The sequence below is a fragment of the Xanthobacter flavus genome (assembly GCF_017875275.1).
In the GTDB taxonomy this organism is placed as follows: domain Bacteria; phylum Pseudomonadota; class Alphaproteobacteria; order Rhizobiales; family Xanthobacteraceae; genus Xanthobacter; species Xanthobacter flavus_A.
In genome coordinates this window covers 2,840,365-2,862,582 of the sequence record NZ_JAGGML010000001.1, presented here as the reverse complement: position 1 = coordinate 2,862,582, position 22,218 = coordinate 2,840,365, and the positions used below count along the sequence as shown (strand labels likewise).

16 protein-coding genes are annotated in these 22,218 nt (G+C 69.4%); 13 read left to right on the top strand and 3 right to left on the bottom strand.

Annotated features, from left to right (window positions below; translation table 11 throughout):
• Positions 1-138 precede the first annotated feature (138 nt).
• From J2126_RS13750 to J2126_RS13710, 9 genes are all read left to right on the top strand, one after another.
• Complete coding sequence (locus J2126_RS13750; RefSeq protein WP_209487498.1) at positions 139-966, top strand: outer membrane beta-barrel protein; 828 nt, start codon at positions 139-141, stop codon at positions 964-966.
• Positions 967-1,101: 135 nt separating this feature from the next.
• Positions 1,102-2,352, top strand: coding sequence for an Hsp70 family protein (locus J2126_RS13745; protein WP_209487497.1), 1,251 nt, complete (start codon positions 1,102-1,104; stop codon positions 2,350-2,352).
• Between the two features lie 122 nt (positions 2,353-2,474).
• A complete protein-coding gene (locus J2126_RS13740; protein WP_209487496.1) occupies positions 2,475-4,988 on the top strand; it encodes an alpha/beta hydrolase in 2,514 nt (837 codons plus the stop codon).
• Positions 4,989-5,060: 72 nt separating this feature from the next.
• Positions 5,061-5,915, top strand: coding sequence for an alpha/beta fold hydrolase (locus J2126_RS13735; protein ID WP_209487495.1), 855 nt, complete (start codon positions 5,061-5,063; stop codon positions 5,913-5,915).
• 206 nt (positions 5,916-6,121) lie between these two features.
• Positions 6,122-6,886, top strand: a complete 765-nt coding sequence (locus J2126_RS13730) for a hypothetical protein (protein ID WP_209487494.1) — start codon at positions 6,122-6,124, stop codon at positions 6,884-6,886.
• 46 nt (positions 6,887-6,932) lie between these two features.
• Entirely contained in the window at positions 6,933-8,069 is a 1,137-nt protein-coding gene (locus tag J2126_RS13725) for an AraC family transcriptional regulator (protein WP_209487493.1), read from the top strand.
• A gap of 133 nt (positions 8,070-8,202) precedes the next feature.
• Positions 8,203-9,207, top strand: a complete 1,005-nt coding sequence (locus tag J2126_RS13720; RefSeq protein ID WP_432445329.1) for a formylglycine-generating enzyme family protein — start codon at positions 8,203-8,205, stop codon at positions 9,205-9,207.
• Between the two features lie 10 nt (positions 9,208-9,217).
• Positions 9,218-10,687: an arylsulfatase B gene (locus tag J2126_RS13715; protein ID WP_209487492.1), complete on the top strand. Its 1,470-nt coding sequence runs from the start codon at positions 9,218-9,220 to the stop codon at positions 10,685-10,687.
• Between the two features lie 69 nt (positions 10,688-10,756).
• A complete protein-coding gene (locus J2126_RS13710) occupies positions 10,757-11,506 on the top strand; it encodes an endonuclease/exonuclease/phosphatase family protein (protein ID WP_209487491.1) in 750 nt (249 codons plus the stop codon).
• Here the strand turns inward: J2126_RS13710 and J2126_RS13705 are convergent.
• Both J2126_RS13705 and J2126_RS13700 read right to left on the bottom strand, forming a co-directional pair.
• Entirely contained in the window at positions 11,492-12,952 is a 1,461-nt protein-coding gene (locus J2126_RS13705; RefSeq protein WP_348634302.1) for an ATP-binding protein, read from the bottom strand. The two genes, J2126_RS13710 and J2126_RS13705, sit on opposite strands and share 15 nt — an antisense overlap.
• Positions 12,949-13,668 carry a response regulator gene (locus J2126_RS13700; protein WP_209487490.1) on the bottom strand — a complete coding sequence of 240 codons (720 nt, stop codon included), beginning with the start codon at positions 13,666-13,668 and terminating at the stop codon, positions 12,949-12,951. Before J2126_RS13700 ends, J2126_RS13705 begins: the two co-directional genes overlap by 4 nt.
• Before the next feature lie 270 nt (positions 13,669-13,938).
• On the opposite strand from J2126_RS13700, the gene J2126_RS13695 reads away from it, so the two are divergent.
• The 4 genes from J2126_RS13695 to J2126_RS13680 all read left to right on the top strand — a co-directional run bounded on the left by J2126_RS13695 (position 13,939) and on the right by J2126_RS13680 (position 21,113).
• Complete coding sequence (locus J2126_RS13695) at positions 13,939-16,149, top strand: PepSY domain-containing protein (protein WP_209487489.1); 2,211 nt, start codon at positions 13,939-13,941, stop codon at positions 16,147-16,149.
• Between the two features lie 107 nt (positions 16,150-16,256).
• Positions 16,257-17,834 carry an efflux transporter outer membrane subunit gene (locus J2126_RS13690; RefSeq protein WP_348634301.1) on the top strand — a complete coding sequence of 526 codons (1,578 nt, stop codon included), beginning with the start codon at positions 16,257-16,259 and terminating at the stop codon, positions 17,832-17,834.
• A 5-nt stretch (positions 17,835-17,839) separates the two neighbouring features.
• Positions 17,840-19,099, top strand: a complete 1,260-nt coding sequence (locus tag J2126_RS13685) for an efflux RND transporter periplasmic adaptor subunit (protein WP_209490149.1) — start codon at positions 17,840-17,842, stop codon at positions 19,097-19,099.
• Positions 19,100-19,112: 13 nt separating this feature from the next.
• Positions 19,113-21,113 (top strand): MacB family efflux pump subunit, encoded by a 2,001-nt coding sequence (locus J2126_RS13680; RefSeq protein WP_209487487.1) that lies wholly within the window; start codon positions 19,113-19,115, stop codon positions 21,111-21,113.
• Positions 21,114-21,125: 12 nt separating this feature from the next.
• Here the strand turns inward: J2126_RS13680 and J2126_RS13675 are convergent, their stop codons facing one another.
• Positions 21,126-21,995: a tetratricopeptide repeat protein gene (locus tag J2126_RS13675; RefSeq protein ID WP_209487486.1), complete on the bottom strand. Its 870-nt coding sequence runs from the start codon at positions 21,993-21,995 to the stop codon at positions 21,126-21,128.
• Positions 21,996-22,218 lie beyond the last annotated feature (223 nt).

The following is a 22,218-nucleotide window of genomic DNA, read 5'->3' as shown; positions in this document are numbered from 1 at the left end:
CAAACGCTGCCAACGGCATAAGCTCGACACGGGGGAATGATGGTCCGGGGGTATCAACTGGAAGCCGAGGTCGTGGGTGGCGCGACTGGGAATGGCCTGTCCGGCACGGGCCGTCGCCGCGCGGAGGGGCGTCGGGCCATGGGGCTGCGGACGGCGATCGCCCTGCTGGTCGCCGGCGCGGTGCTGGCCATGGCGCCGGACCGGGCCGCCCGCGCTGCGGATCTGGGGGCCGCGGCCGCACCGGCGCCGCAGCCTCAGGCGGAGTCGGGCTGGCAATATCAGGCGACCTTTTACCTCTGGGCCACCGGCATCGATGGCGACGTCGGCATCCGGAATCTGCCGCGCATCCCGGTCAACATCACCTTCGGCGACGTGATGGAGAATTTCCAGGGCGCCATCATGGGCAATTTCCTCGCGAAGAAGGACAATTGGACCCTTTTCGCGGATGTGTTCTGGTCGCAGCTCGGCAGCAGCAAGACCCTGTCGACCGCCGGCGCGCCGGTGGTGGACTTCAACCAGCGCCTGTTCATCCTGTCCGGAGCCGCCGGCTACCGGCTGCCCGTCGGCGATGCCGATTTCGACCTTTCCGCCACGGCCGGCTTCCGCTACCAGCGCCTGTCGGCCAACACCTCCATCACCTCGCTTTTCGTGCCGTTCGCCGTCTCGGAAGCCGACAGCAAGGACTGGCTGGACCCGACCTTCGGCCTCGCCCTCCAATGGAAGCTGAACAAGCAGTGGTTCGTGAACGCCCTCGCAGACGTTGGCGGCTTCGGCCTGCCGGCAAGCTCCAAGCTCTCCTCGCAGGGACTCATCGCCGTCGGGTACAACTGGAATGACACATGGTCGACGGCGCTGGGGTACCGGGCGCTGTACACCGACTACCAGTCCATCACCTCGCCCACCCGCGACTTCCGCTACAACACCACCATGCACGGGCCGTTCATGAGCATCGGCTACCATTTCTGAGCCGCGCGACCGCCCGGGTGACAGCGTGGCGCCCGGGCGCCATCCGCCGCTTTCCATCGCTCCGTCTCTTGCGCTGCAGCGAGACTTGGTCTAGCTAGCCCGGCCTTCCGCACCCGCATACGGCAAGGAGGCCCGATGAACGCCTGCGGCCTCGATTTCGGCACCTCCAACACGACCCTCGGACTGAACGGTCCCAACGGCCCGCGCCTCGCGCGGCTGGAGGGCGCATCCGACACCCTGCCGAGCGCCATCTTCTTCCCCTGGAGCGGCGCGCCGCTGGTGGGCCGCGCCGCCATGGCCGCCTATGTGGGCGGCGAGCAGGGCCGCCTGATGCGGGCCCTGAAATCGGTGCTCGGCACCTCCCTCATCGAGGAGACGACGCCGGTCGGCCGCCGCCGGCTCGGCTTCAAAAGCGTCATCGGCGAATTCCTTGCCGAGGTGAAGGCGCGCGGCGAGGCCGAGGCGGACGGAGCGCTGAGCGCGGTCGTCCTCGGCCGGCCGGTGCATTTCGTCGATGGCGATGCGGAGGGCGACAAGCGCGCCGAGGAGACGCTGGGCGCGATCGCCCGCGACATCGGCTTCACTGATCTCTCGTTCCAGTTCGAGCCCATCGCCGCCAGCCTCGATTACGAGCGGCAGGTGGCGGGCGAGGAATTGGCGCTGATCGCGGACATCGGCGGCGGCACCTCGGACTTCTCCATCGTGCGCATCGATCGCGGTCACCAGAACCGCGCCGACCGTGCCTCCGACATCCTCGCCAACGAGGGCGTGCGCATCGGCGGGACCGATTTCGACCGGCAGCTTTCGCTCGCCGTGGTCATGCCCCTCCTCGGCCACGGCAGCCCGCTGAAGCGCCAGGGCCTCGCCATGCCGGCGGCGCTCTACCACGACCTCGCCACCTGGTCGGCCATCAACCGGCTCTATGACGGGCGCACCGCGCGCTCCATCCGCGAGCTGGAGCGCGCAGCGGCGAAGCCGGAACTCGTTTCCCGCCTCGCCCGGGCGGTGGAGGAAGAGCGCGGCCACGGCCTCGCACTCGATGTGGAGGCGGCGAAGATCCGCGTCGCCGAAGATGGCGCCACGGAGCTTGATCTCGCGGTGCTGGAGGCGGGGCTTTCCGTCGGCATCTCCCACGACGATCTCATCGCCCACACCGGGCTCCTCGCCGAGCGCATCGCCGGGCGCATCGCGTCCTGCCTCTCGGCTGCGGGGCTCGCGGCGGACGCCATTGACGCCCTGTTCCTCACCGGCGGCTCGACGCGCCTCGCCCATGTGCGCGCGGCCATCTGCGCGTGCGTCCCGCAGGCCCGGGTGATCGAGGGCGACACCTTCGGCTCGGTCGGCACCGGCCTCGCCATTGAGGCCGCGCGACGCTACGGCGGCTAAGGGTCCGCGCCGCCCACAGGTTGCGCGCCTCGTTTCAACAGCCATGCTTCCCTTGGGCGCGGGGGCGTGCTGTTCTCTCCTCCAGACGGCGGCGATGACAGAGACCGGCCGCAGGAGGAAACATGAGGTATGCCATAGCCTTGGGCCTCGCGCTCGCCGCGACGGCCCTGTCCGCGACCACCCCTGCCGCCTACGCCCAGACGCCCGCCGCGTCGCAACAGCCTCTCACCGGCGCCTGCTCCCAGCAGAGGCTTTGCCAGCTCAAGAAATTCTACGAGGTTGCCAACTTCCGCATCGGCGGCCGCTATGATCTGTCGAGCCCGGACAAATGGGCGAACGGCGGGGAAGGCGGCACGACGCTGGAATCCCTCGGCGCCGGCCCGGCGAAGACCGCCTACATCGCGCTCGGCACGCCGAAGCGCAACGCCGCGGGCGAGATCACCAACGCGGTGGTGATCAACTCCTTCTATTCCGGCGACGCCACCGACATGTACGCCCAATGGGTGGAGGGCACGGCGCTTTCCGGCGGCTCGGTGATCGGGCCGGGCAAGCCCATCGATACGGATCAATATTATGTGGTGCTGGTGGATGCCCTTGGCCTCTGGGGCACCAGCAAGCCCTCCGAAGGGCTGGGGCAGAAGTTTCCGCAATACAGTTACCAGGACATGGTTCAGGCGAACTACCGGATGCTGCGCGACCATCTGAAGGTCGCCCGTGCCTCCCTCGTCACCGGCGTCTCCATGGGCGCCACCCAGACCTATGTCTGGGGCGTGATGCACCCGGACTTCATGGACGGCCTCATGCCCATCGGCGGCACCAGCCAGTCGGACGGCGAGGATCCGGTGGGCAACTGGACCTTCCAGCTCATGTCGGCGGCCATCGAGAGCGATCCGCAGTGGCGCGCCACCGGCGGCAATTACTACAACCTGCCCAAGGACAAGCATCCCAACCAGGGCGTCGCCTTCGGCTGGTCGATCCTCAACCTCACCGGGTTCGACTTCCAGCACCGCTCACAACAGGACTGGTCGACGGTGCAGCGGGATGTCTTCTACTGGAACCCGCCCAATCCGCAGGCGGGCGCCGCCATCGCCGCCCGATCGCTGCTGTTCGATGCGGTCGACCTGCTGTGGCGCAACCGCGCCGGCGAGACCTACAACATCAATGCCGAGCTGAAGCGCATCAAGGCGCGCACCCTCGTCATGCATATCGAGAACGACCAGTGGCTCACCTTCGACCGCGCCAAGCGCACGGTGGAAAAGGTGCCCGGCGCGGACTTCGTGCATGAGAAGAGCCCGGTCGCCCATTACGGCGTCTTCCCCATCCTGAAGAACCGCCAGTTCGATCCGACTGTCGCCAGCTTCCTCGGCGACGTGTCGCGCCTCACCCGTAATCGCGAGATGGCGGCCAAGACCTACCGCACCCCCTCGGTCGCGTCCGACATCACGCCCGACAAGTCCTTCTGGAATACGTTCGTCACCTATCCCTTCCCGGTGAAGAAGACCAAGGCGAAGGACGGCCGCGGCGTCGAGTGGGACATCGGCTACATGGACGAATATGCCGGCACGGCGGCCAATCCCGACGTACTGGTCATCGTCCACGGCAAGGGCGCGTTTGGCGGCCACTACGGCAACATCATGCGCATCGCGCTGGAGCGCGGGTTGCGCGTGATCGCCGTGGACATGCCCCATTACGGCATGTCCGGCCCCGGCAACCTGGACAAGAGCCCCGCCCGCACCCTGCAGGACATGCGCGACGTGCTGCACGCGGTGGTGGTGAACCAGCTGAAGGTTCCCAAGGCCGCCTATCTCGGCCATTCCATGGGCGGGCAGATCGTCCTCGGCTATGCCCTCACCTGGCCGGATGCCGTCACGAAGCTGATCCTCGAAGCCCCGGCCGGGCTTGAGGAATATCCCCGAGAGGTGACGGTCGCGCCGGGCAAGAAGCTTGATCTGTTCGATCCGGCCTTCGCCCATGATTTCGACGCCTGGAAGAAGGCGTGGGACCAGACCGGCCTGCGCGAGCGGGAGAAGAACCTCACCGCCCAGCAGATCGACGATTTCTACCACTTCCGCAGCCGCGATCCCGTGACCGGGGCGGTCACGCCCCAGCGCAACGGCTACTTCCTGCGCGACAGCGAATATGCCCGCCTCCACACCGCCCAGCGCATCGGCATGATCAAGGGCGATCCGCGCGAACTGCAGCAGTGGGTGGATGTGTTCACCTTCGATATCTACGCCATGGTGGCGGAGTTGCAGGAGAAGGATCCGCAGAGCCTCTACAAGCGGCTCACCGAGATCAAGGTGCCGATCTTCCTCGCCTTCGGCGACAAGGAGCCCTTCATCCCCGGCACCGCCTTCAACGGGCTCACCGACCTCTCGCGACAGCTCGTCCTGCCCTTCATGCGCCGCATGAACACGGCGGGGCGCGACGTGCAGGTGAAGATCTATCCCGGCACCGCCCATTTCATCCACACGGACGAGCCGGTCGCCTTCGCCGAGGATGTGGTGGACTTCGTCGAGACCGGACGCGTCCCCACCGGCGCGCCGGCCAGCATCGACCGCCTCATCCACGGTGCGCCCGCCGCCGCAGAGGCCGCCCCGGCCAAGGCAGCTGCGCCGACCGGGCTGAACAAGTAGACGAGCGGTATTCGGTTTGCGCGCCATCCCGGGCGCGCGAACCGCCCTCGGCACGCATCTGACGGAGGGCTCATGCAGACGCTTGACGCGAACGGCCTTCGCCTCGCCTACCGGGAATGGGGCTCGGGGGACACGATTGTCCTCTTCATCCACGGCAATCTCGCCAGCAAGGAGTGGATCGAGCTGGCGGCCCCGCATTTCCCGCGCGGCGTGCGCACCGTGGCGGTGGACTGGCGTGGCTGCGGCGACAGCGACAAGCCCGCGCCTGCCGCCGATTTCTCCAACTATTCCATCGCCCAGCATGCCGATGACATGATCGCGGCGCTGGATGCGCTCGACATCTCCTTCTGCCACCTTGCCACCCACTCCACCGGCGGCATCATCTCCACGCGGATGATCCTGAAGCAGCCGGACCGCTTTGGCCGGGTCTTCTCTTTGTCGCCGGTCGGCCCTCAGGGCATCGACTTCAAGCCCGAGCAGTCGGCCTTCTTCGGCCAGATGAAGGAGAGCTACGACGTCACCCGACAGGTCATGGCCATGACGGCGCCGAGCCTGTTCGTGGACGAGACGCTGGCGAACGGACCCGCCCGCTTCATTGCCGACGCCGGCGCGCGGGCCGGCCTGTTCGACCGGATCGTAGATCAGGTCTGGGCGGTATCTGACGGCATCTGGTTCGGCACGCCCGACACGCTCACCAAGGAGGCGAGGAGCGGCGAGCTGAAGGGGAAGATGGGTTCCATCCGCCATCCTCACCTCGTGGTCTGGGGCATGCGCGACGGCGTGATCCAGGAGGCGGACATGACGGAGATGGCCACGGTGATGCCCGATTGCCGCTTCGTGGCCGTGCCCGGCATCGGCCATTGCATGAATCTGGAAGCACCCAAGCTCTATGCCGGCTATTTCGGTGCATGGTTCGGCGGGTTCTAGCTGCACGCCAGCCCACCGCGCAGCACCGTGGCGCGTGGGGCAAAGACGCCGGCTGCCAGAGCCGGCGACTCATGGCATCCCTGGTGCAGGCTCAGCCCTGCCGTGCGCGAGGGCCGCGCGCGTGCGGCGCGCCCCCACGACAGCTTGCCCGCACGAGGCGCGGGCATAGCGGCTCCACATCACAATCAACAGGAGATATGCGGTCCATGCAGCGTTTAACGGTCCGGGCACGTCACGCCCTCGCTCTCGCCGCCGCGCTCGTGATGGCCGGCTCGGCCGCTGTCGCACAGGAGGCGGCCAAGCCGGCCGCGCCGGCGCAGCACGTCCCGCTCCAGAAGGTCATCGGCACGCCCCATGCCGACCGGCCGATCCCCTCGCTTGCCGTCATAAATGCCGCCGGCGCCAAGCTGGACGGCGGCAAGCTCACACTCACCGGGGTTGCCGCCAACACCATCGTCTTCGCCGACAGGCCCGTGCGCGCAGCGGGGCATGAGACACTGGTGCAGTTCCTGATGCAGTGGGACGAAGGCAAGGACAGCTTCGCCGTCGATCCGCCCAACGCCACCGTGTCCGTGCTCGGCGGCAGACCCGGCGAGGTCTCCGATGCCGTCGTGGTGCTCAAGGCGCCCAAGCTCGAGGGAACGACGCTCACCTTCGACGTGAAGGTGCTTGAGGGCAGCCTCACGCCCGGCGGCCCGGTGGCGCTCTTCATCGATGCCTGGGCCGTGCGTGGCTCCTATGGCGGCGGCGTCGCCCATGTGGGCGGTTATGGCTACCATGGCGGAGCTTATTACCACGCGCCGGTCTATCACGGCGCCTGGTATGCCCATCCGTACCCGGTTGCCGCCCCGGTCTATCCGGCGGGCGCGGCGGCGGCGGGTTTTGCGGCGGGTGCGGCCATTACCGCGGGTGCTGCGGCAGCGGCCGCCGCTCCGCGTTGCGGCTATTATCCCTACCCGCCCTGCTACTGATCAGGATATCGGAGGCCGCAGGAGGACCTTGACCGCCGGGCACCGCATGGCCTTCATAGCCGTGCGGGCCGGGGGGCCGGCGGTGGCGGGAGACCGTTTCGACCGCCGGACCATCTGCGCGCGCGTCATGCGCCCGCACCGGAGCGAGAACCTGATGTGGGACCGTCATCCGATCCGGCTCTCGCTCGTCCACATGCTGCCCGCCATCGCCGATGACCACGGGGTGCCGCTGGCGCCTCTGCTGGGGCGAGCCGGTCTCCCGGATGCAGCTCCAGCCGAACAGCTCCTCGGCGGGGATCGCGTCGTGGCCCGCGGCCAGGTCTCGACGCTGCTGTTCCATCTCGCCCGGCGCAGCGGGGACGCTGCCATCGGGCTCGACCTCGCGGCCGCCGCCGATCCCATGCGCCTCGGCCTCGCTGGCCGCGCGCTGTTTGCCGGCCGAACGCTGCGTGAGTGCTTTGACGCCCTGCATCACCAGATGCCGGACCTGCAAGGTGGCGTCTCGGTCGCCATCGAGGAGCGGGACGGCGTCGCCCGCTGGCGCCATCGGCTGGTGGACAGCGACCCCGATCATGCGCAGGTGCTGAACGAGGGCATCGGCGCGTTCACCCTGGAAGCACTGCGCGCCATCACGGGTGGTGATGCGGCGCCGGTCAACATGCGTTTCGCCCACCGGGCGAAGGCGCCGGCGACGCTCTACGAGGATCGGCTCAATGCCGGCGTCAGCTTCGGCGCGGGCGAGGGCATCGAGATCATGTTCGATGCCCGATGGCTCGACCAGCCGAACCTGCTGTATGCCCCGGCCCCCCAAGGCGCCGCCGCGAGCTTGCCGCCCGCGCCCGTGGCTCTCGACGACGATGCCCTGATCGCCATGGTCGATGCCCTGTTCGACAGCGCCGCGCTGTCCGGCACCCTCTCGCTGGTGGATACGGCCCGAAGCCTCGGGCTCTCCCCACGCACCCTGCAGCGGCGGCTCGCCCGGCTGGGCACCTCCTACGAAGTGCAGCTGGACAGCTGGCGGCACGCGCAGGCGAGGCTGCATCTGGGCGGATCGTCGGTGCCGGTGGCCTCGGTGTCGCGCGCCTTGGGCTATGGCCATCCGGCGCATTTCGTTCGGGCCTTCCGGCGCTGGGAGGGGCGCACGCCGCTCGCCTTCCGGTCCGCCGCAGGGCTGGAGCGGTGAGGCGCGATGGCGCGAAATGGCAATTGAGGACCCACCGCCCCAGCCGCTAGAGCAAGAGCCGGCTAAGACCGTGGCATGCGGGGGACATGAACGGGCGCAGGCCGAGAGCGGAACGGGCGCAGGCGGAGAGGTCATGCACGGGCAGAACGACTGCACCGTCGCACATCAGGGGACTGGCTCCGTCGAGCACGCACCAGCCGCGGCCGGCGATCCGGACATGATCCGGATCGCCGGCGGGCTGTTCCGCATGGGCTCGGACGATCACTATCCCGAAGAGGCGCCGGTCCATCAGGTGCATGTGGACGCCTTCCTCATGGACCGCACCCCCGTGACCAATGAGGCCTTCGCCCGCTTCGTCGCGGCCAGCGGCTATGTCACGGTGGCCGAGCAGGCGCCCCATCCCGAAGACTATCCCGGTGCCGACCCCGCCCTGCTGGTGCCCGGCTCTCTGGTCTTCCGCATGCCCGCCGGTGCAGGCGATCCCGACGATTGGACCCGCTGGTGGCAGTTCGTGCCCGGCGCATCCTGGCGCCACCCGCAGGGCCACGGCAGCGATCTTTCCGGTATCGAGGACCACCCCGTCGTCCACGTCTGCCACGCGGACGCGGCGGCCTATGCGGCATGGGCCGGCAAGGCGCTGCCTACGGAGGCGGAATGGGAGTTCGCGGCGCGCGGCGACCTTGACGGCGCGGCCTTCGCCTGGGGCGGCGACGAACTGGCGCCGGGCGGCATCCATCGCGCCAACACCTGGCAGGGGCGCTTCCCGATGGAGAACCTCGCCGAGGACGGCTTCGTCGGCACATCGCCCGTCACCGCCTTCCCGGCCAACGGCTTCGGCCTCCTCGACATGATCGGCAATGTCTGGGAGTGGACCGACGACTGGTATCGCCCGCGCCATCCCGCGCCGGCGGCCAAGGCCTGCTGCCTGCCGCGCAACCCGCGTGGCGGGACGATCGAAGACAGCCTTGAATGGGCCAACCCCGGTCTCGCTTTGCCCCGAAAAGTGCTCAAGGGCGGCTCACACCTCTGTGCGCCCAGCTATTGCCGACGCTATCGGCCCGCCGCGCGCCAGCCCCAATCCCTCGATACCGGCTCCGTTCACATCGGCTTCCGCTGTGTGCGGCGCTTCACCAGCTGAGAGGTTTCAAGTGACCGAGCGTGATGAGAGGATCGATGCGTCCGCCCCGAGCCGGCGCGACGTGCTCGCCGGCAGCGCCGGCTTCCTCGCCGCCGTCGCCGGCCTGTCCCTGCTCGCACCGGGCGCGCGGGCGCAGGGCGTGCCGCGTCCGCACATCCTCTACATCCTCGCCGACGACCTGGGCTTCGCCGACGTGGGCTTTCACGGCTCGGACATCAGGACACCGAACCTCGACCGCCTCGCCGCCGGCGGCGCGAAGCTCTCGCAATTCTACACCCAGCCCTTGTGCACGCCGACCCGCGCGGCGCTGATGACCGGACGCTATCCCATGCGCTACGGCCTGCAGGTGGGCGTGATCCCCTCCGGCGGCACCTACGGCCTTGCCACCGACGAATTCCTGCTGCCGCAGGCGCTGAAGGACGTGGGCTACCGCACCTCCCTGGTCGGCAAGTGGCACCTCGGCCATGCGGATCGCAAATACTGGCCCCGCCAGCGCGGCTTTGACAGCTTCTACGGTCCGCTGGTGGGCGAGATCGACCATTTCAAGCACGAGGCGCACGGCGTCACCGACTGGTATCGCGACAACACGCTGGTGAAGGAAGAGGGCTACGACACCGACCTGTTCGGTGCCGAGGCCGTGCGGCAGCTGAGCGCCCACGACCCCAAGGCCCCGCTCTTCCTCTATCTGGCCTTCACCGCGCCGCACACGCCTTACCAGGCGCCGCAGGCCTATCTCGACATGTACGCGCACATCGCCGACCCCTCCCGGCGGGCCTATGCGGCGATGGTCACCGCCATGGATGACCAGATCGGCAAGGTGGTGGCGGCGCTTGAGGCCCGCGGCATGCGCGAGAACACGCTCATCGTCTTCCATTCGGACAATGGCGGCACCCGCAACAAGATGTTCGTGGGCGAAGGGGCGCTGGCCGGCGATCCGCCCCCCAACAACGCCCCCTATCGCGACGGCAAGGGCTCGCTCTACGAGGGCGGCACCCGCGTCGTGGCGCTGGCCAACTGGCCGGGCCGCATCAAGCCGGGGCAGGCGGATGGCGTGATGCATGTCGTGGACATGCTGCCCACCTTCGCCAAGCTCGCGGGCGCGGACCTCAAGCAGGCCAAGCCCCTCGACGGCAAGGACGCCTGGGCCGCCCTGACGGCCGGCGCCCCCGGTCGCGACGAGCTGATCTACAATGTGGAGCCGACGACCGGCGGCGTGCGCCAGGGCAAGTGGAAACTCGTCTGGCACGTGCTGCTGCCGCCGAAGGTGGAGCTGTTCGACCTCGACGCCGACCCGGAGGAGAAGACGGACCTCTCCACGCAGAACCCGGCGAAGGTGGCCGAGCTGAAGGAGAAGGTGGTCGACCTGGCGCGCACCATGGCGCCGCCCCTGTTCTTCTCGACCGCCCTCAAGGCCACCCTCTCCGCCCCACTCGCGACGCCCGACGCCGGCCTCTATCGGATGGAGATGGAGGACGACTGAGGCATTGCCGCCACTGTGGACGCGGGCTAACACCCGGCCGGGGCCGATGCCCGGCCCGCGGCGGCGGCAATGAGTTCGATCAGGATCCTTCTCTGGAACGTCCAGTGGCAACGCGCCCGCACGGATCGCGGCGCGGCGATCCGCTCCATTATCGCCGCCCATGACCCGGACCTGATCTGCCTCACCGAAAGCAATCTCGACCTGCTCGACGAGACGGGACGCATCGTGTCGGATGCGGACTTCGGGTACCCCATCCGGGAAGACCGCAGAAAGGTTCTCCTCTGGAGCCGCTGGCCCTGGCAGGCGATCGACAATTTCGGCGATGCCGCCCTGCCCAAGGGGCGCTTCGTGCGTGGCCGCCTTGCAACGCCGTATGGACCGCTCGACGTGATTGGCGTCTGCATTCCCTGGAGCGCCGCCCATGTCAGCACCGGGCGACGCGATAGCCGCCCCTGGCAGGAGCACACCCGCTACCTCGACGGCCTCAGCCACATCCTCGACCGAGCGGACGCCCCTGCCCGCACCATCCTGCTCGGCGACTTCAACCAGACCATTCCGCGCCGCCACGCGCCGATTGCGGTGTTCGAGCGGCTGGAGGCCATCATGAGACCGCGTTTCGCGATTGCCACGGCAGGCGCGATTGCCGGTTTTCCCACCGCCGCCATCGACCACGTGGCGCACGGCCGCGACCTCGCACCGATCTCGGTCACTGTTCTGCCCAACCAGACCGATGACGGGCGGCGCCTTTCCGACCACACAGGCCTGCTTGTCACCCTCTCGCTTGAAGCTGTGCAGCTCCCGGCCTCAGGCCGCTCCTGATCCGGAGCCGACTGTCGGCAGCACGATCTTCGCACACAGGCCGCCGCCGGGGCGGTTGGCGAGGGTCAGCTCGCCGCCGTGGGCCTTGACGATGCTGCGGGCGATGGCGAGGCCGAGGCCAATGCCGCCGGTCTCCGTGCTGCGCGAGGGCTCCAGCCGCACGAAGGGCTGGAACGCCTCCTCGAAGCGATCTTCCGGAAGGCCGGGCCCATCGTCCTCGACCCGGATCGCGACCGTGCCGGCGACCGGCGCCTGAACGGACACCACAGCTTTTCCGCCATAGCGCACCGCATTGTCCACGAGGTTGCGGAGCGCCCGCCGCAGCGCGACCGGGCGGCACGGCAGGAGGATGGGCGCCGAAAGCACGCCGGCGGCATGCTCCGCCATCTCGGCATCGGCGCCGACGCCGGCAAATTCGTCCACCACTTCGGCGCACAGCTCCGCGATGTCCACCGTGCGGGTTTCCTCGCTCGTCGCCTCCGCACGGGTGAAGGCGAGCGTCGCCTCGCAGATGGCGACCAGTTCGTCGATGGTGGCGATGATGTCGTTGCGCACCTCCGCGTCGTCCACGAACTCGGCCTTGAGGCGCAGCGTCGTGAGCGGCGTGCGCAAATCGTGGCTGATCGAGGCAAGCAGGCGCATCCGGTCGCGCATGAACTGGCTCAGGCGCTGCTGCATGGTGTTGAAGGCGCGGGTCGCCGCAGCCACCTCGGTCGGCCCGTGCACATCGAGAGGCGGAACGGTCTCGCCCCGGCCGAAGCGCTCGGAGGCATCGGCCAACGAGCGCAGGGAGCGGGTCTGCAACCGCACGCAGGCCACCGTCACCAGCGAGACGGCCAGCGCCGAGATCAGGAAGGAGAGCACGATGGGCCGGCTCCAGATCCCTGGCAGGCCGACCACCGCATCCATGTGCAACCAGCGCTGACCGGAGAGCGGCACGCTGAGCGCCACCACGCCCAGTCCCGGCCGCAGCGGCTGGACAGGCCCACCCGTGCCGCGGCGCAGCCAGGGGAAATCCTCGCTGCTGCGCTCGGGGCAGCGGCGATCCCAGAGGCCATCGGTGCGGATGCGCACGGCCGGCGGTCCCTTGCCGACGCCATGCAGGCGGCGCCCCAGCAGGCGGGCGAGGCCCTCTTCCGTCAGCGTCATTTCGTGCGGATCGGGCGGATCGTCGGAAACCCAGGCGCAGGTGCCCCGCGTCGTGAAGGCGCCGGCGAGCCGGTCGGCCTGCTCCTCGGGCATGGATTCGATGAGGCGGGTGAGCGTCACCGTCTGGCTGAGGGCCTGTCCGCGCACGATGCCGGCGACCACGGCGTCGTGCTCGCTTTGCAGCACCAGCACGAGAAGCCCCTGCGCCAGCGCCAGCGTCGCCACCAGCAGCAGCACCAGCCGCCCCGCGAGACTGCCCGGCCAGATGAAGCGCAGCAGCCGGTTCCGTGCGCTCACGCCTCCACCTCCACCGGCGCGGCGAAGACATAACCGTCGCCCCACACCGTCTTGATGAGGGCGGGGTTCTGCGGATCACGCTCGATCCGGCGGCGCAGCCGGCTCACGAGGTTGTCGATGCTGCGGTCGAATACCTGGGCCGGCCGGCCGGCGGTGATGTCGAGCAGTTGGTCGCGCGAGAGCACCACGGACGGCCGGGTCACGAAGGCGAGCAGCAGCCGGAACTCGGCGCTGCCGAGGCGCGCCTCGCTGCCGGTCTCGTCCAGCAGCACGCGCCGGCCGGGGTCGAGCTGCCAGCGGTCGAAGCGATAGAGCGTGGGCTCGCCCTGCTGTGCCCGGGCCGGTCCCTGCGCGCGGCGCAGGATGGCGCGGATGCGGGCGAGCAGCTCGCGCGGGTTGAACGGCTTGGTGACGTAATCGTCCGCGCCCAGTTCCAGCCCGACGATGCGGTCGGTCTCTTCGGCCACGGCGGTGAGCAGGACGACCGGAATATCACTCCCCTGCCGAAGCTGGCGGCACAGGGTGAGGCCGTCCTCCCCCGGCATCATGATGTCCAGCACCACAAGGTCGAACGTGCCGGTGCGCATCTGCTGGCGCATGTCCACGCCGCCGGACGCGACGCTCACCCGGAGCCCGTTGCGTGTCAGGTACTTGGCGAGGAGCTCGCGGATCTCGCGATGGTCGTCGACGACGAGGATGTGCGGCGTGCGTTCCATTTGCCGTGGGGTTTCTGGTCTCTCTTGGGAGCGGGATGCGGATGCCGGCCGCGCTGCCCGCCGGCGACTTGAGCCGACAGGCCGGCGCGCCGCCACCGCGAATTTGTATCCAACTGTATCAGCCGCCCCGCATGGGACGAACATTTACGAAGCGACCGCCGCGGGACAAATTTTCCAGACGCGGATAAGGCACAACATCCGCAACGAAGCCTAGCCAGACCGCCCCGCGCGTCCAGCCAGCACGCTTAGGTTCCGTCTGGAGCAGCGAAGATGTCCTTTGCCACCGTGCGCCGCACGCTGATCTTCCTCCACCGCTGGATCGCGCTGATCCTCACGCCGGTCTTCCTCGTCATCATCCTCACGGGGGCGGTGCTGTCGTTCCGCCCCATCCTCAATGACGCGCAGGGACCGCGCCCCGGCGCCTCCGTGGACGTCGCGGCCCTCGGCCGGCTCCTCGGCGCCGTCGAGAAGGCGGGACAGCCCGGCGCTATCAGTGTGGTTGAGGGCGGCCGCGCGCTGCGGGTGATGGGGCAGGATCCTGCCGTCGCCGGCCGGTGGGACATGGCCACCGGCGACCACACGCCCGCGCCTGCTGGCGGCATCGATATCTTCCGCACCGCGGAGGGACTGCACAAGACACTGCTGCTCGGCCTCGGCCTCGTGGTGGAGGTGGCGAGCTTCCTCATGCTCGGGATCATGATCGCCGGGCCGTTTCTGGCCTGGCTGCGCTTCCGCAACAGCCTGATGGGCTGGCACACCGCCGTGGGCTGGCTCCTGCTGCCGCTCACGCTCACGTCGCCGGTGACGGCGGTAATGCTCTCCCTCCACATCGGCACCGGATCGCGGCCCGAGCTGCCGCGGACCAAGCGACCCGTGACCATCAGCCAGGCCCTCGACATCGCCGGGCGCGACCTCGACATCAGCCGCCTCGCCGGAGCCCGCAGGTTTCGCGGCGGCACGGTGATGCTGCAGCTCGCGCCGGATGCCGCCGGCCGGAATGGGGGCGGTTTCGTGGTGACGGATCAGAGCGTCACGCCCCTCGTCGGCGGCCCGAGCCTTGTGAAGCAGATCCATGAGGGTACGTGGGGCGGCGCTTGGTCGGGCGCACTGAACTTCGGAATTTCGCTGGCACTTCTGGGGCTTACGGTCACCGGCCTGTGGTCCTGGGTGCGCCGCAAGGCGCGCAACCGGACGCGGCCGGTGAAGGGCGGCGGGGACATCCTCGTCGCGCATGCCAGCCAGACCGGGACGGCGGCGCGGCTCGCCAAGGCGCTCTTCGAGGGGCTGGTCGCGGGCGGCGAGAAGGCGACGCTGGCCCCCATCGGCGCGTTGAAGCCGGTGGATATCGCCCGCTTTCCCCTCCTGCTCGTCGTCGCCTCCTCCACCGGGGAGGGGGAGGTGCCGGACGGGGCACGCGCCCTGTTGAAAAGGCTGAAGCCGAACGATTTCAAAGGCATGCGCTTCGCGATGCTCGCCCTCGGCGATCGCAGCTACACCCATTTCTGCGGCGGTGGCCAGCGCCTCAGGGCAGCGCTGGTGGCGGCCGGCGGGGTGGAGGCACTGCATATGCGGGAGGCCGACGGCGATCCCTCCGCCGCCTTCCTCGCCTGGGCGGATACGGTGCGCGGCGAACTCGCCCTGAACTGCGACATGGCCGGCCTGCTGCCGGTCTCCGCGCCGGTCGCCCTCACGGTGGCGGAGCGCCAGCGCCTGGATGCGCCGGATGCCGCCAACACGCAGGAAACATGGAAGATTTGGCTGGAAGGGGCGCAGGATCTCGCCTTCCGCCCCGGGGATCTGGTGCGGATCGCGGCGGGTGCGGGGGAGCGGCCGCGCTCCTATTCGGTGGGCAGCTCCAGCCGGATCGACCCGCGCCGCATCGCCCTGACCGTGCGCCTGCACGACTGGACCGAGGATGGTGCGCGGCACTACGGGCGCGTCTCCGGATTCCTGTTACGTGAGGCAAAACAAGGGGTTACGGTGGAAGCCCAGATCGATCCGCATCCCGCATTCAACCCGCCGGACGATCCCGCACGCGCCATCGTGATGATCGCCGCCGGCTCGGGCATCGCCCCGTTCCCGGGCTTCATCGCGGAGCGGCGGGCCTCAGGGCGGGCGGGACCGGCGTGGCTGATCTTCGGCAACCGCCATCGTGACGGCGATTTCCTGTGGCGGGATGCCTTCGAGACGGCCCTGGCCGACGGCACGCTAACCCGCATGGACACTGCATTCTCGCGCGATCCCGATGACGGCGCGCGGGTGCAGGACCGGCTCAGGGAGCAGGCCGCGACCGCGTTCGACTGGCTCGTGGAGAAGCAGGCCATGGTCTACATCTGCGGCCGCAGGGCCATGTCGGAGGCGGTGCTGGCGGCGCTTGCGGACGTGCTGGTGACGGAGGGCGGACTGAAGCCGGAGGCGGCGCGGGTGGAGATCGAGCAGTGGATCGGCGCGGGGCGGGTCCGCATGGACACGTTCGACTGATGCCCCATAGTGGCGCAGTTTCACCGGGTTTCCGGTGGGTGTCAGGCCGGCGTTCGGGTTCAGATTCGAATCGAGGTTTGGATTCGGGGCGGGAAGGCAGGTTACGCGTGCATCGTTTCGAAGGCCGATCTGGCCCGGCGACCGCCGCCGCGGCCGGACGCTCCTCCGGGAGACCCCTCCGGGTCGCCCCGGGCAGCCTCGCCCTCGTCCTCGCGGCCCTCACCCTCTCCGCCTGCGCGGTGGGGCCGGAATATGACACGCCGGCGCTCACCCTCCCCAGCCAATGGGGCGCGACGGCGAAGACGGGGGAGGCCGCGCCCCAGCTGAAGGCATGGTGGCGGCGCATGGGCGATCCCATGCTCGATGCTTTGATGGCGGAGGCGGTCGCCGGCAATCTCGATGTGGCGACCGCCAAGGCCAATGTGCGCGCCGCCCGCGCCTCCTACCGCCAGCAGGTGGGATCGCTGTTCCCGCAGGTCACCGGCAACGCCTCCGGCACGCGGGGCGACAGCGGCGGCGGGGTCTCCACCGGCGGCGACGTCACCGTGGACAACAGCTACGGCCAGTATCAGGCCGGCCTCGATGCCAGTTGGGAGATCGACCTGTTCGGCGCCAACCGCCGGGGGGTGGAGGCGGCGGCCTACAATGTGGATGCGGTGGTCAACGACCTCGACGCGGCGCTGCTGACGCTGGTGGGGGATGTCGCCTCCTATTATGCGGACGTGCGCGGCTATCAGGCGCAGATCGCGCTGGCCCGCCGCACCGCCGCCTCGCAGCGGGAGACGGAGGCGCTCACCCGGCGCAAGCTCGATGCCGGCGCCGCCTCCGCCGTGGACCTTGCCAACGCCTCCGGCCTCGTCGCCTCCACCGAGGCCAACATCCCGGAGCTGGAAGCGTCCCTCGCGGCGGCCATCCACCGCATCTCTGTGCTCACCGGCCAGCCGCCGGCGGCGCTCATGCTGCGGCTGTCGCGGGTCAAGCCCGTCCCCTCCCCGCGCCTGCCGGTGCCGCGCGGCATTCCGGCCGATGTGCTCACCAACCGGCCGGACGTACGGGCGGCGGAGCGCCAGCTCGGCCAGTCCACCGCCCTCATCGGGCAGGCGGAGGCGAACCGCTATCCGGCCATCAGCCTCTCCGGCAACATCGACACCACCGGCTCGCAGCTCGGCAATCTCGGCCGCGCCTCTTCCATCAGCTGGGCCTTCGGGCCGACGCTCACCGTGCCGATCTTCACCGGCGGGCAATTGAAGGCACTCGTGGATGTGGCGGAGGCCAATCGCGACGTGTCCTTCATCGCCTACCGGGCGAGCGTGCTCACGGCGCTGGAGGATGTGGAGAACGCCTCCGTGTCGCTGACCCAGCAGCGCCTCAAGACCGGCAAGCTGACCATTGCCGCCACCTCCTACCGGGAGGCGGCGCGGCTCTCGCGCGCGCTCTACGAGAACGGCTCCACGAGCTTCCTCGACGTGCTCACGGCGGAGCGCTCGCTTTATTCGGCCGAGACGCAGCTCATCCAGAGCCGGGTCGCGACCACCAAATATTACATCGCCCTCAACAAGGCGCTCGGCGGCGGCTGGGACGGGGTGGTCGATACCTCGAAGCCCGAAGTGGTGGACCAGAACACCGGCCCCCACTTCGCCCGCATCGTGCCGCCCGCGAGCAGTGACGGGAGCGCCCGACCGTGAACGCCATGCCGCCCCTCGACGAAACCCGCGCGCCCGCCGCCACGGGCACGAAGAAGAAACCCCGGCGCCGCCTGTGGCGCTGGCTGGCCCTCATCCTCCTCATCGCCGCCGGCGCCTATGGCTACAGCCGCTACACCGCCCCTGTGCCCGGCGCCGGGCTGATGAGCGCACCCGTCACCCGCGGCAATCTGGAGGAGACGGTGCTGGCTTCCGGCACGCTGAAGCCCTCCAACCTCGTGGCGGTGGGCTCGCAGGCCTCGGGCCGCATCCTCGCCATCAAGGTGAAGCTGGGCGACACGGTGAAGAAGGGCGACCTCATCGCCCAGATCGACTCGGTCACGCAGGAGAACGCTTTGCGCACGGCGGAGGCCTCCCTCGCCAACACCCGCGCCCAGAAGGCGGAGAAGGAGGCGACCCTCGTGCTGAACGAGCAGACCCTTGCCCGCCAGAAGACCATGGTGGCGCAGAAGGCCGTCTCGCAGGCGGACTACGAGGCGGCCGATTCGGCGGTGAAGGTCACCCGCGCGCAGCTCGCGGCGCTCGATGCCCAGATCATCTCCGCGCAGGTGGCGGTGGACACCGCCCGCGCCAATCTCGGCTACACCCAGATCACCGCCCCGGCCGATGGCACCGTGCTCGCCCTGGTGGCGCAGCAGGGCCAGACCCTGAACGCGAGCCAGACGGCCCCCACCGTCGCCATCCTCGGCCAGCTGGACGTGATGACGGTGCGCGCGGAGATTTCCGAGGCGGACATCATCAAGGTGGCGCCGGGAATGCCCCTGTGGTTCACGGTCGTCGGCGCGCCGGACGAGCGGCACACCGCCAAGCTCGGCTTCATCGAGCCCGCGCCGGAGAGCCTGAAGAACGACAGCAGCTTCTCCACCACCAGCAGCAGCTCTTCGTCCTCCTCGTCCTCCACCACCTCGTCGGCGATCTATTACATCGGCGTGTTCGACGTGCCGAACCCCAAGGGGCAGCTGCGGACCTACATGACGCCCGAGGTCCACATCATCCTCGGCCGGGCGGAGAATGTGCTCACCGTGCCCGCCACCGCCCTGGAGCGCGCCGGCAAGGGCTGGCGGGTGCGCGTGCTCAATGCCGACGGTTCGGTGGAGCGCCGGCGTGTGGAGGTCGGCCTCAACGACAAGGTGACGGCGGAGATCCGCTCCGGCCTTCAAGAGGGTGAACGCGTGGTGACGGGCGAAGCCGTGGCCGGCGGTGGCGCCGGTGGCCCGCCCCGCCGCCCGCCCATGGGCGGGCTGTGAGGGAGCCGCCGGCATGAACATATCCCTTGCTCCGCCCGTGGCCGGAACCGGCGAGGCGCCGCTCATCCAGCTCAAGGGCGTGTGGCGCGAATATCCCTCCGGCGAGGGCACCATCGCGGCGCTGAAGGGCATCGACCTCGACATCGCGCGCGGCGAGATGGTGGCCATCGTCGGCGCCTCGGGCTCCGGCAAGTCCACGCTCATGAACATCCTCGGCTGCCTCGACCGGCCCACCTCCGGCAGCTACCGGGTGAGCGGCAAGGAGACGGCGGCGCTGGAGCCGGACGAGCTGGCGGCGCTCCGGCGCGAGCATTTCGGCTTCATCTTCCAGCGCTACCATTTGCTGGGCGAACTCTCCGCACTCGGCAACGTCGAAATTCCAGCCGTCTATGCCGGCGCCAATGCCGAGGCGCGGCGCGAGCGGGCGGAGGCCATCCTCGCCCGGCTCGGCATGGCGGATCGCACCGGCCATCGGCCGGGCCAGCTCTCCGGCGGCCAGCAGCAGCGCGTCTCCATCGCCCGCGCGCTGATGAACGGCGCCGACGTGATCCTCGCCGACGAGCCCACCGGCGCGCTCGATTCGAAGAGCGGCGCCGAGGTGCTGCGCATCCTCGACGAGCTGAACGCGGAAGGCCGCACCATCATCATCGTCACCCACGACATGAAGGTGGCCGAGCGGGCGCAGCGCGTAATCGAGATCCGCGACGGCGAGATCGTCGCCGACCGACCCTCGGCCGCCGCCCGCACCCGCATCGTGAGCGAGCCCAAGCCCGCCGCCGCACCGGCCTCGCGCCTCGCCCGCTGGCGCGCCTTCGGCGACCGGCTCTATGAAGCCTTCATCATGGCGCTTCTGGCCATGAACGCGCACCGGCTGCGCACCTTCCTCACCATGCTGGGCATCATCATCGGCATCGCCTCGGTGGTGTGCGTGGTGGCGCTGGGCGAGGGCTCGCGGCAGAAGGTGCTCGCCAACATCTCCAGCCTCGGCACCAACACGCTGGAGATCTTCGCCGGCCGCACCTTCGGCGACACACGCTCGGGCCGCATCACCACGCTGGTGGTGGCGGACGCCGACGCCCTCGCCCGCCAGCATTATGTGGCGGCGGTGACGCCGACCGTCTCCAAATCCACCACCGTGCGCTACGGCGGCACCGAGGCCAGCGCCCTCATCAACGGCGTCGGCGACGGCTATTTCGCCGCCAAGGGCGTGCGGCTGACGCAGGGCCGGCTGTTCGACGCCGACAGCGTGCGCGGGCGCGAGCTTGATGCGGTGATCGACGAGAACACCCGCCGCACCCTGTTCCAGGACGTGCCCGGCGGGCCGCTCGGCAAGGTGATCCTCATCGGCGACGTGTTCGCCCGCGTGGTGGGGGTGGCGGCGCCCCAGCAGGGCGGGTTCGGCTCCAGCCAGAACCTCTCCGTCTATCTGCCCTTCACCTCGGTGCAGACGCGCTTCGTGGGCTCCAACTCGCTGCGCTCCATCACCGTGAAGGTGGCCGACGACGCGCCCATGGATGTCGCCGAGCAGCAGGTGACGCGCTTCCTCACCCAGCGCCACGGCACCAAGGACTTCTTCATCATCAACACCGACGACATCCGCAACACCATCACCGCCACCACCGAGACCATGACGGTGCTGATCGCCGCCATCGCGGTCATCTCGCTCATCGTCGGCGGCATCGGGGTGATGAACATCATGCTGGTGTCGGTGTCCGAGCGGGTGGGCGAGATCGGCGTGCGCATGGCGGTGGGGGCGCGGCAGAGCGACATCCTCAACCAGTTCCTCATCGAGGCGGTGCTGGTGTGCCTCGTGGGCGGTGTCAGCGGCATCGCGCTGGCGCTGGGGTTCGGCGTGCTGTTCGCCTATTCGGGCTCGAACTTCACGCTGATCTATTCGGCAAGCTCCATCATCGCCGCCGTGGTGTGCTCCAGCCTGATCGGGGTGGGCTTCGGCTATCTGCCGGCGCGCAACGCCTCGCGGCTCGATCCGGTGACGGCGCTGGCGCGGGACTGAGATGGGCGGGCCTCACCGCATGCGCAGCCAACGCCCGAAGCCGCGCCGCGGGCGGGAGCTGCGGGCGGCGGCGCGCGCTGCCGCCATCTCCTGCGCCGCCCGCCGTTCGGCCTCCGCCTGCGCCGCATCGGCCTGGCGCACCCGCTCCGATGCGCGATCGGCGATCGCCTGAAGCGCCGGATCGCCTGACGCGCTCAGGCCCTCCGCCGCCAGCCGGCAGAAGTCCGGGACCCCCGCCTCGATGGATCGCGCGAACCAGACGCGCGCCTCCTCCGCCGCGCCGTCCTCGTAGCGCGTGCGGGCATAGTCGAACTGGCCGCGATAATCGCCGCCCAGCGCCGCGCGGCGATACCAGCGGCGCGCGGCGACGGGATCGGCGGGCCGGCCCCACCCCTGTTCGAGGAACCTTCCGATCATGGCCATGGCCTTCGGATTTCCCTGCCGCGCCGCCCGCACGAACCAGTGGAGGGCGCGGGCGGGATCGGCGGCGAAATCGTCCGCGTTCACCAGCAGCGAGGCGAGGTTGAACTGCGCCCAGGCGTGCCCCTCTTCCGCCGCCGCGCGGTAACGGCGTTCAGCCTCGGCGAGGTCGCACGGCACGCCCCAGCCCTTCTCGTGGCAGCGGCCCACCATGTTCACGCCGTCGAGGCTGCCGGCATCGGCGGCGATGACGAACCAGCGGCACGCGGCCTCGGCATCGCGCGCGACGCCCGTGCCGTCGAGCAGCATCTGGCCGAACACCACCTGCGCGCTCTTGATGCCATTGTGCGCCGCCGCCCGCACCAGCGCGGCGCTCCGCCCCGGCTCGGCGGACAGCCGCGCGCGCAGCTCATCCGCGCTCATGCCCTTCAGGGCGCTGTAGGAAATCCGCTCGTCGCTCATGCCCGGCCCGCAAAGGGTATATCACGCGCGATAGACCGCCGGCGCGGCTTCCGATGTCAACCATGAGCGCGCAGTTCTTAAATGGAACAGTTCTTGTTTTGAACAATTTTAGATCACGTCGCGAATTGTATCATTCAGTATTGCAATATCACAATTCGCCACTTTTCCGCCCACCTTGGACCAGATCAAAAACATAATTGTTGCGCTGCGGAACGGCGGGCCT

What these genes read in the sequence shown, in the direction of transcription:
- J2126_RS13740 (WP_209487496.1), top strand. Translation starts at nt 2,475, where the DNA reads ATGAGGTATGCCATAGCCTTGGGCCTCGCGCTCGCCGCGACGGCCCTG.
- J2126_RS13680 (WP_209487487.1), top strand. Translation starts at nt 19,113, where the DNA reads ATGAACATATCCCTTGCTCCGCCCGTGGCCGGAACCGGCGAGGCGCCG.
- J2126_RS13720 (WP_432445329.1), top strand. Translation starts at nt 8,203, where the DNA reads ATGCACGGGCAGAACGACTGCACCGTCGCACATCAGGGGACTGGCTCC.
- J2126_RS13725 (WP_209487493.1), top strand. Translation starts at nt 6,933, where the DNA reads ATGGCCTTCATAGCCGTGCGGGCCGGGGGGCCGGCGGTGGCGGGAGAC.
- J2126_RS13745 (WP_209487497.1), top strand. Translation starts at nt 1,102, where the DNA reads ATGAACGCCTGCGGCCTCGATTTCGGCACCTCCAACACGACCCTCGGA.
- J2126_RS13695 (WP_209487489.1), top strand. Translation starts at nt 13,939, where the DNA reads ATGTCCTTTGCCACCGTGCGCCGCACGCTGATCTTCCTCCACCGCTGG.
- J2126_RS13710 (WP_209487491.1), top strand. Translation starts at nt 10,757, where the DNA reads ATGAGTTCGATCAGGATCCTTCTCTGGAACGTCCAGTGGCAACGCGCC.
- J2126_RS13730 (WP_209487494.1), top strand. Translation starts at nt 6,122, where the DNA reads ATGCAGCGTTTAACGGTCCGGGCACGTCACGCCCTCGCTCTCGCCGCC.
- J2126_RS13700 (WP_209487490.1), bottom strand. Translation starts at nt 13,668, where the DNA reads ATGGAACGCACGCCGCACATCCTCGTCGTCGACGACCATCGCGAGATC.
- J2126_RS13750 (WP_209487498.1), top strand. Translation starts at nt 139, where the DNA reads ATGGGGCTGCGGACGGCGATCGCCCTGCTGGTCGCCGGCGCGGTGCTG.
- J2126_RS13675 (WP_209487486.1), bottom strand. Translation starts at nt 21,995, where the DNA reads ATGAGCGACGAGCGGATTTCCTACAGCGCCCTGAAGGGCATGAGCGCG.
- J2126_RS13735 (WP_209487495.1), top strand. Translation starts at nt 5,061, where the DNA reads ATGCAGACGCTTGACGCGAACGGCCTTCGCCTCGCCTACCGGGAATGG.
- J2126_RS13685 (WP_209490149.1), top strand. Translation starts at nt 17,840, where the DNA reads ATGCCGCCCCTCGACGAAACCCGCGCGCCCGCCGCCACGGGCACGAAG.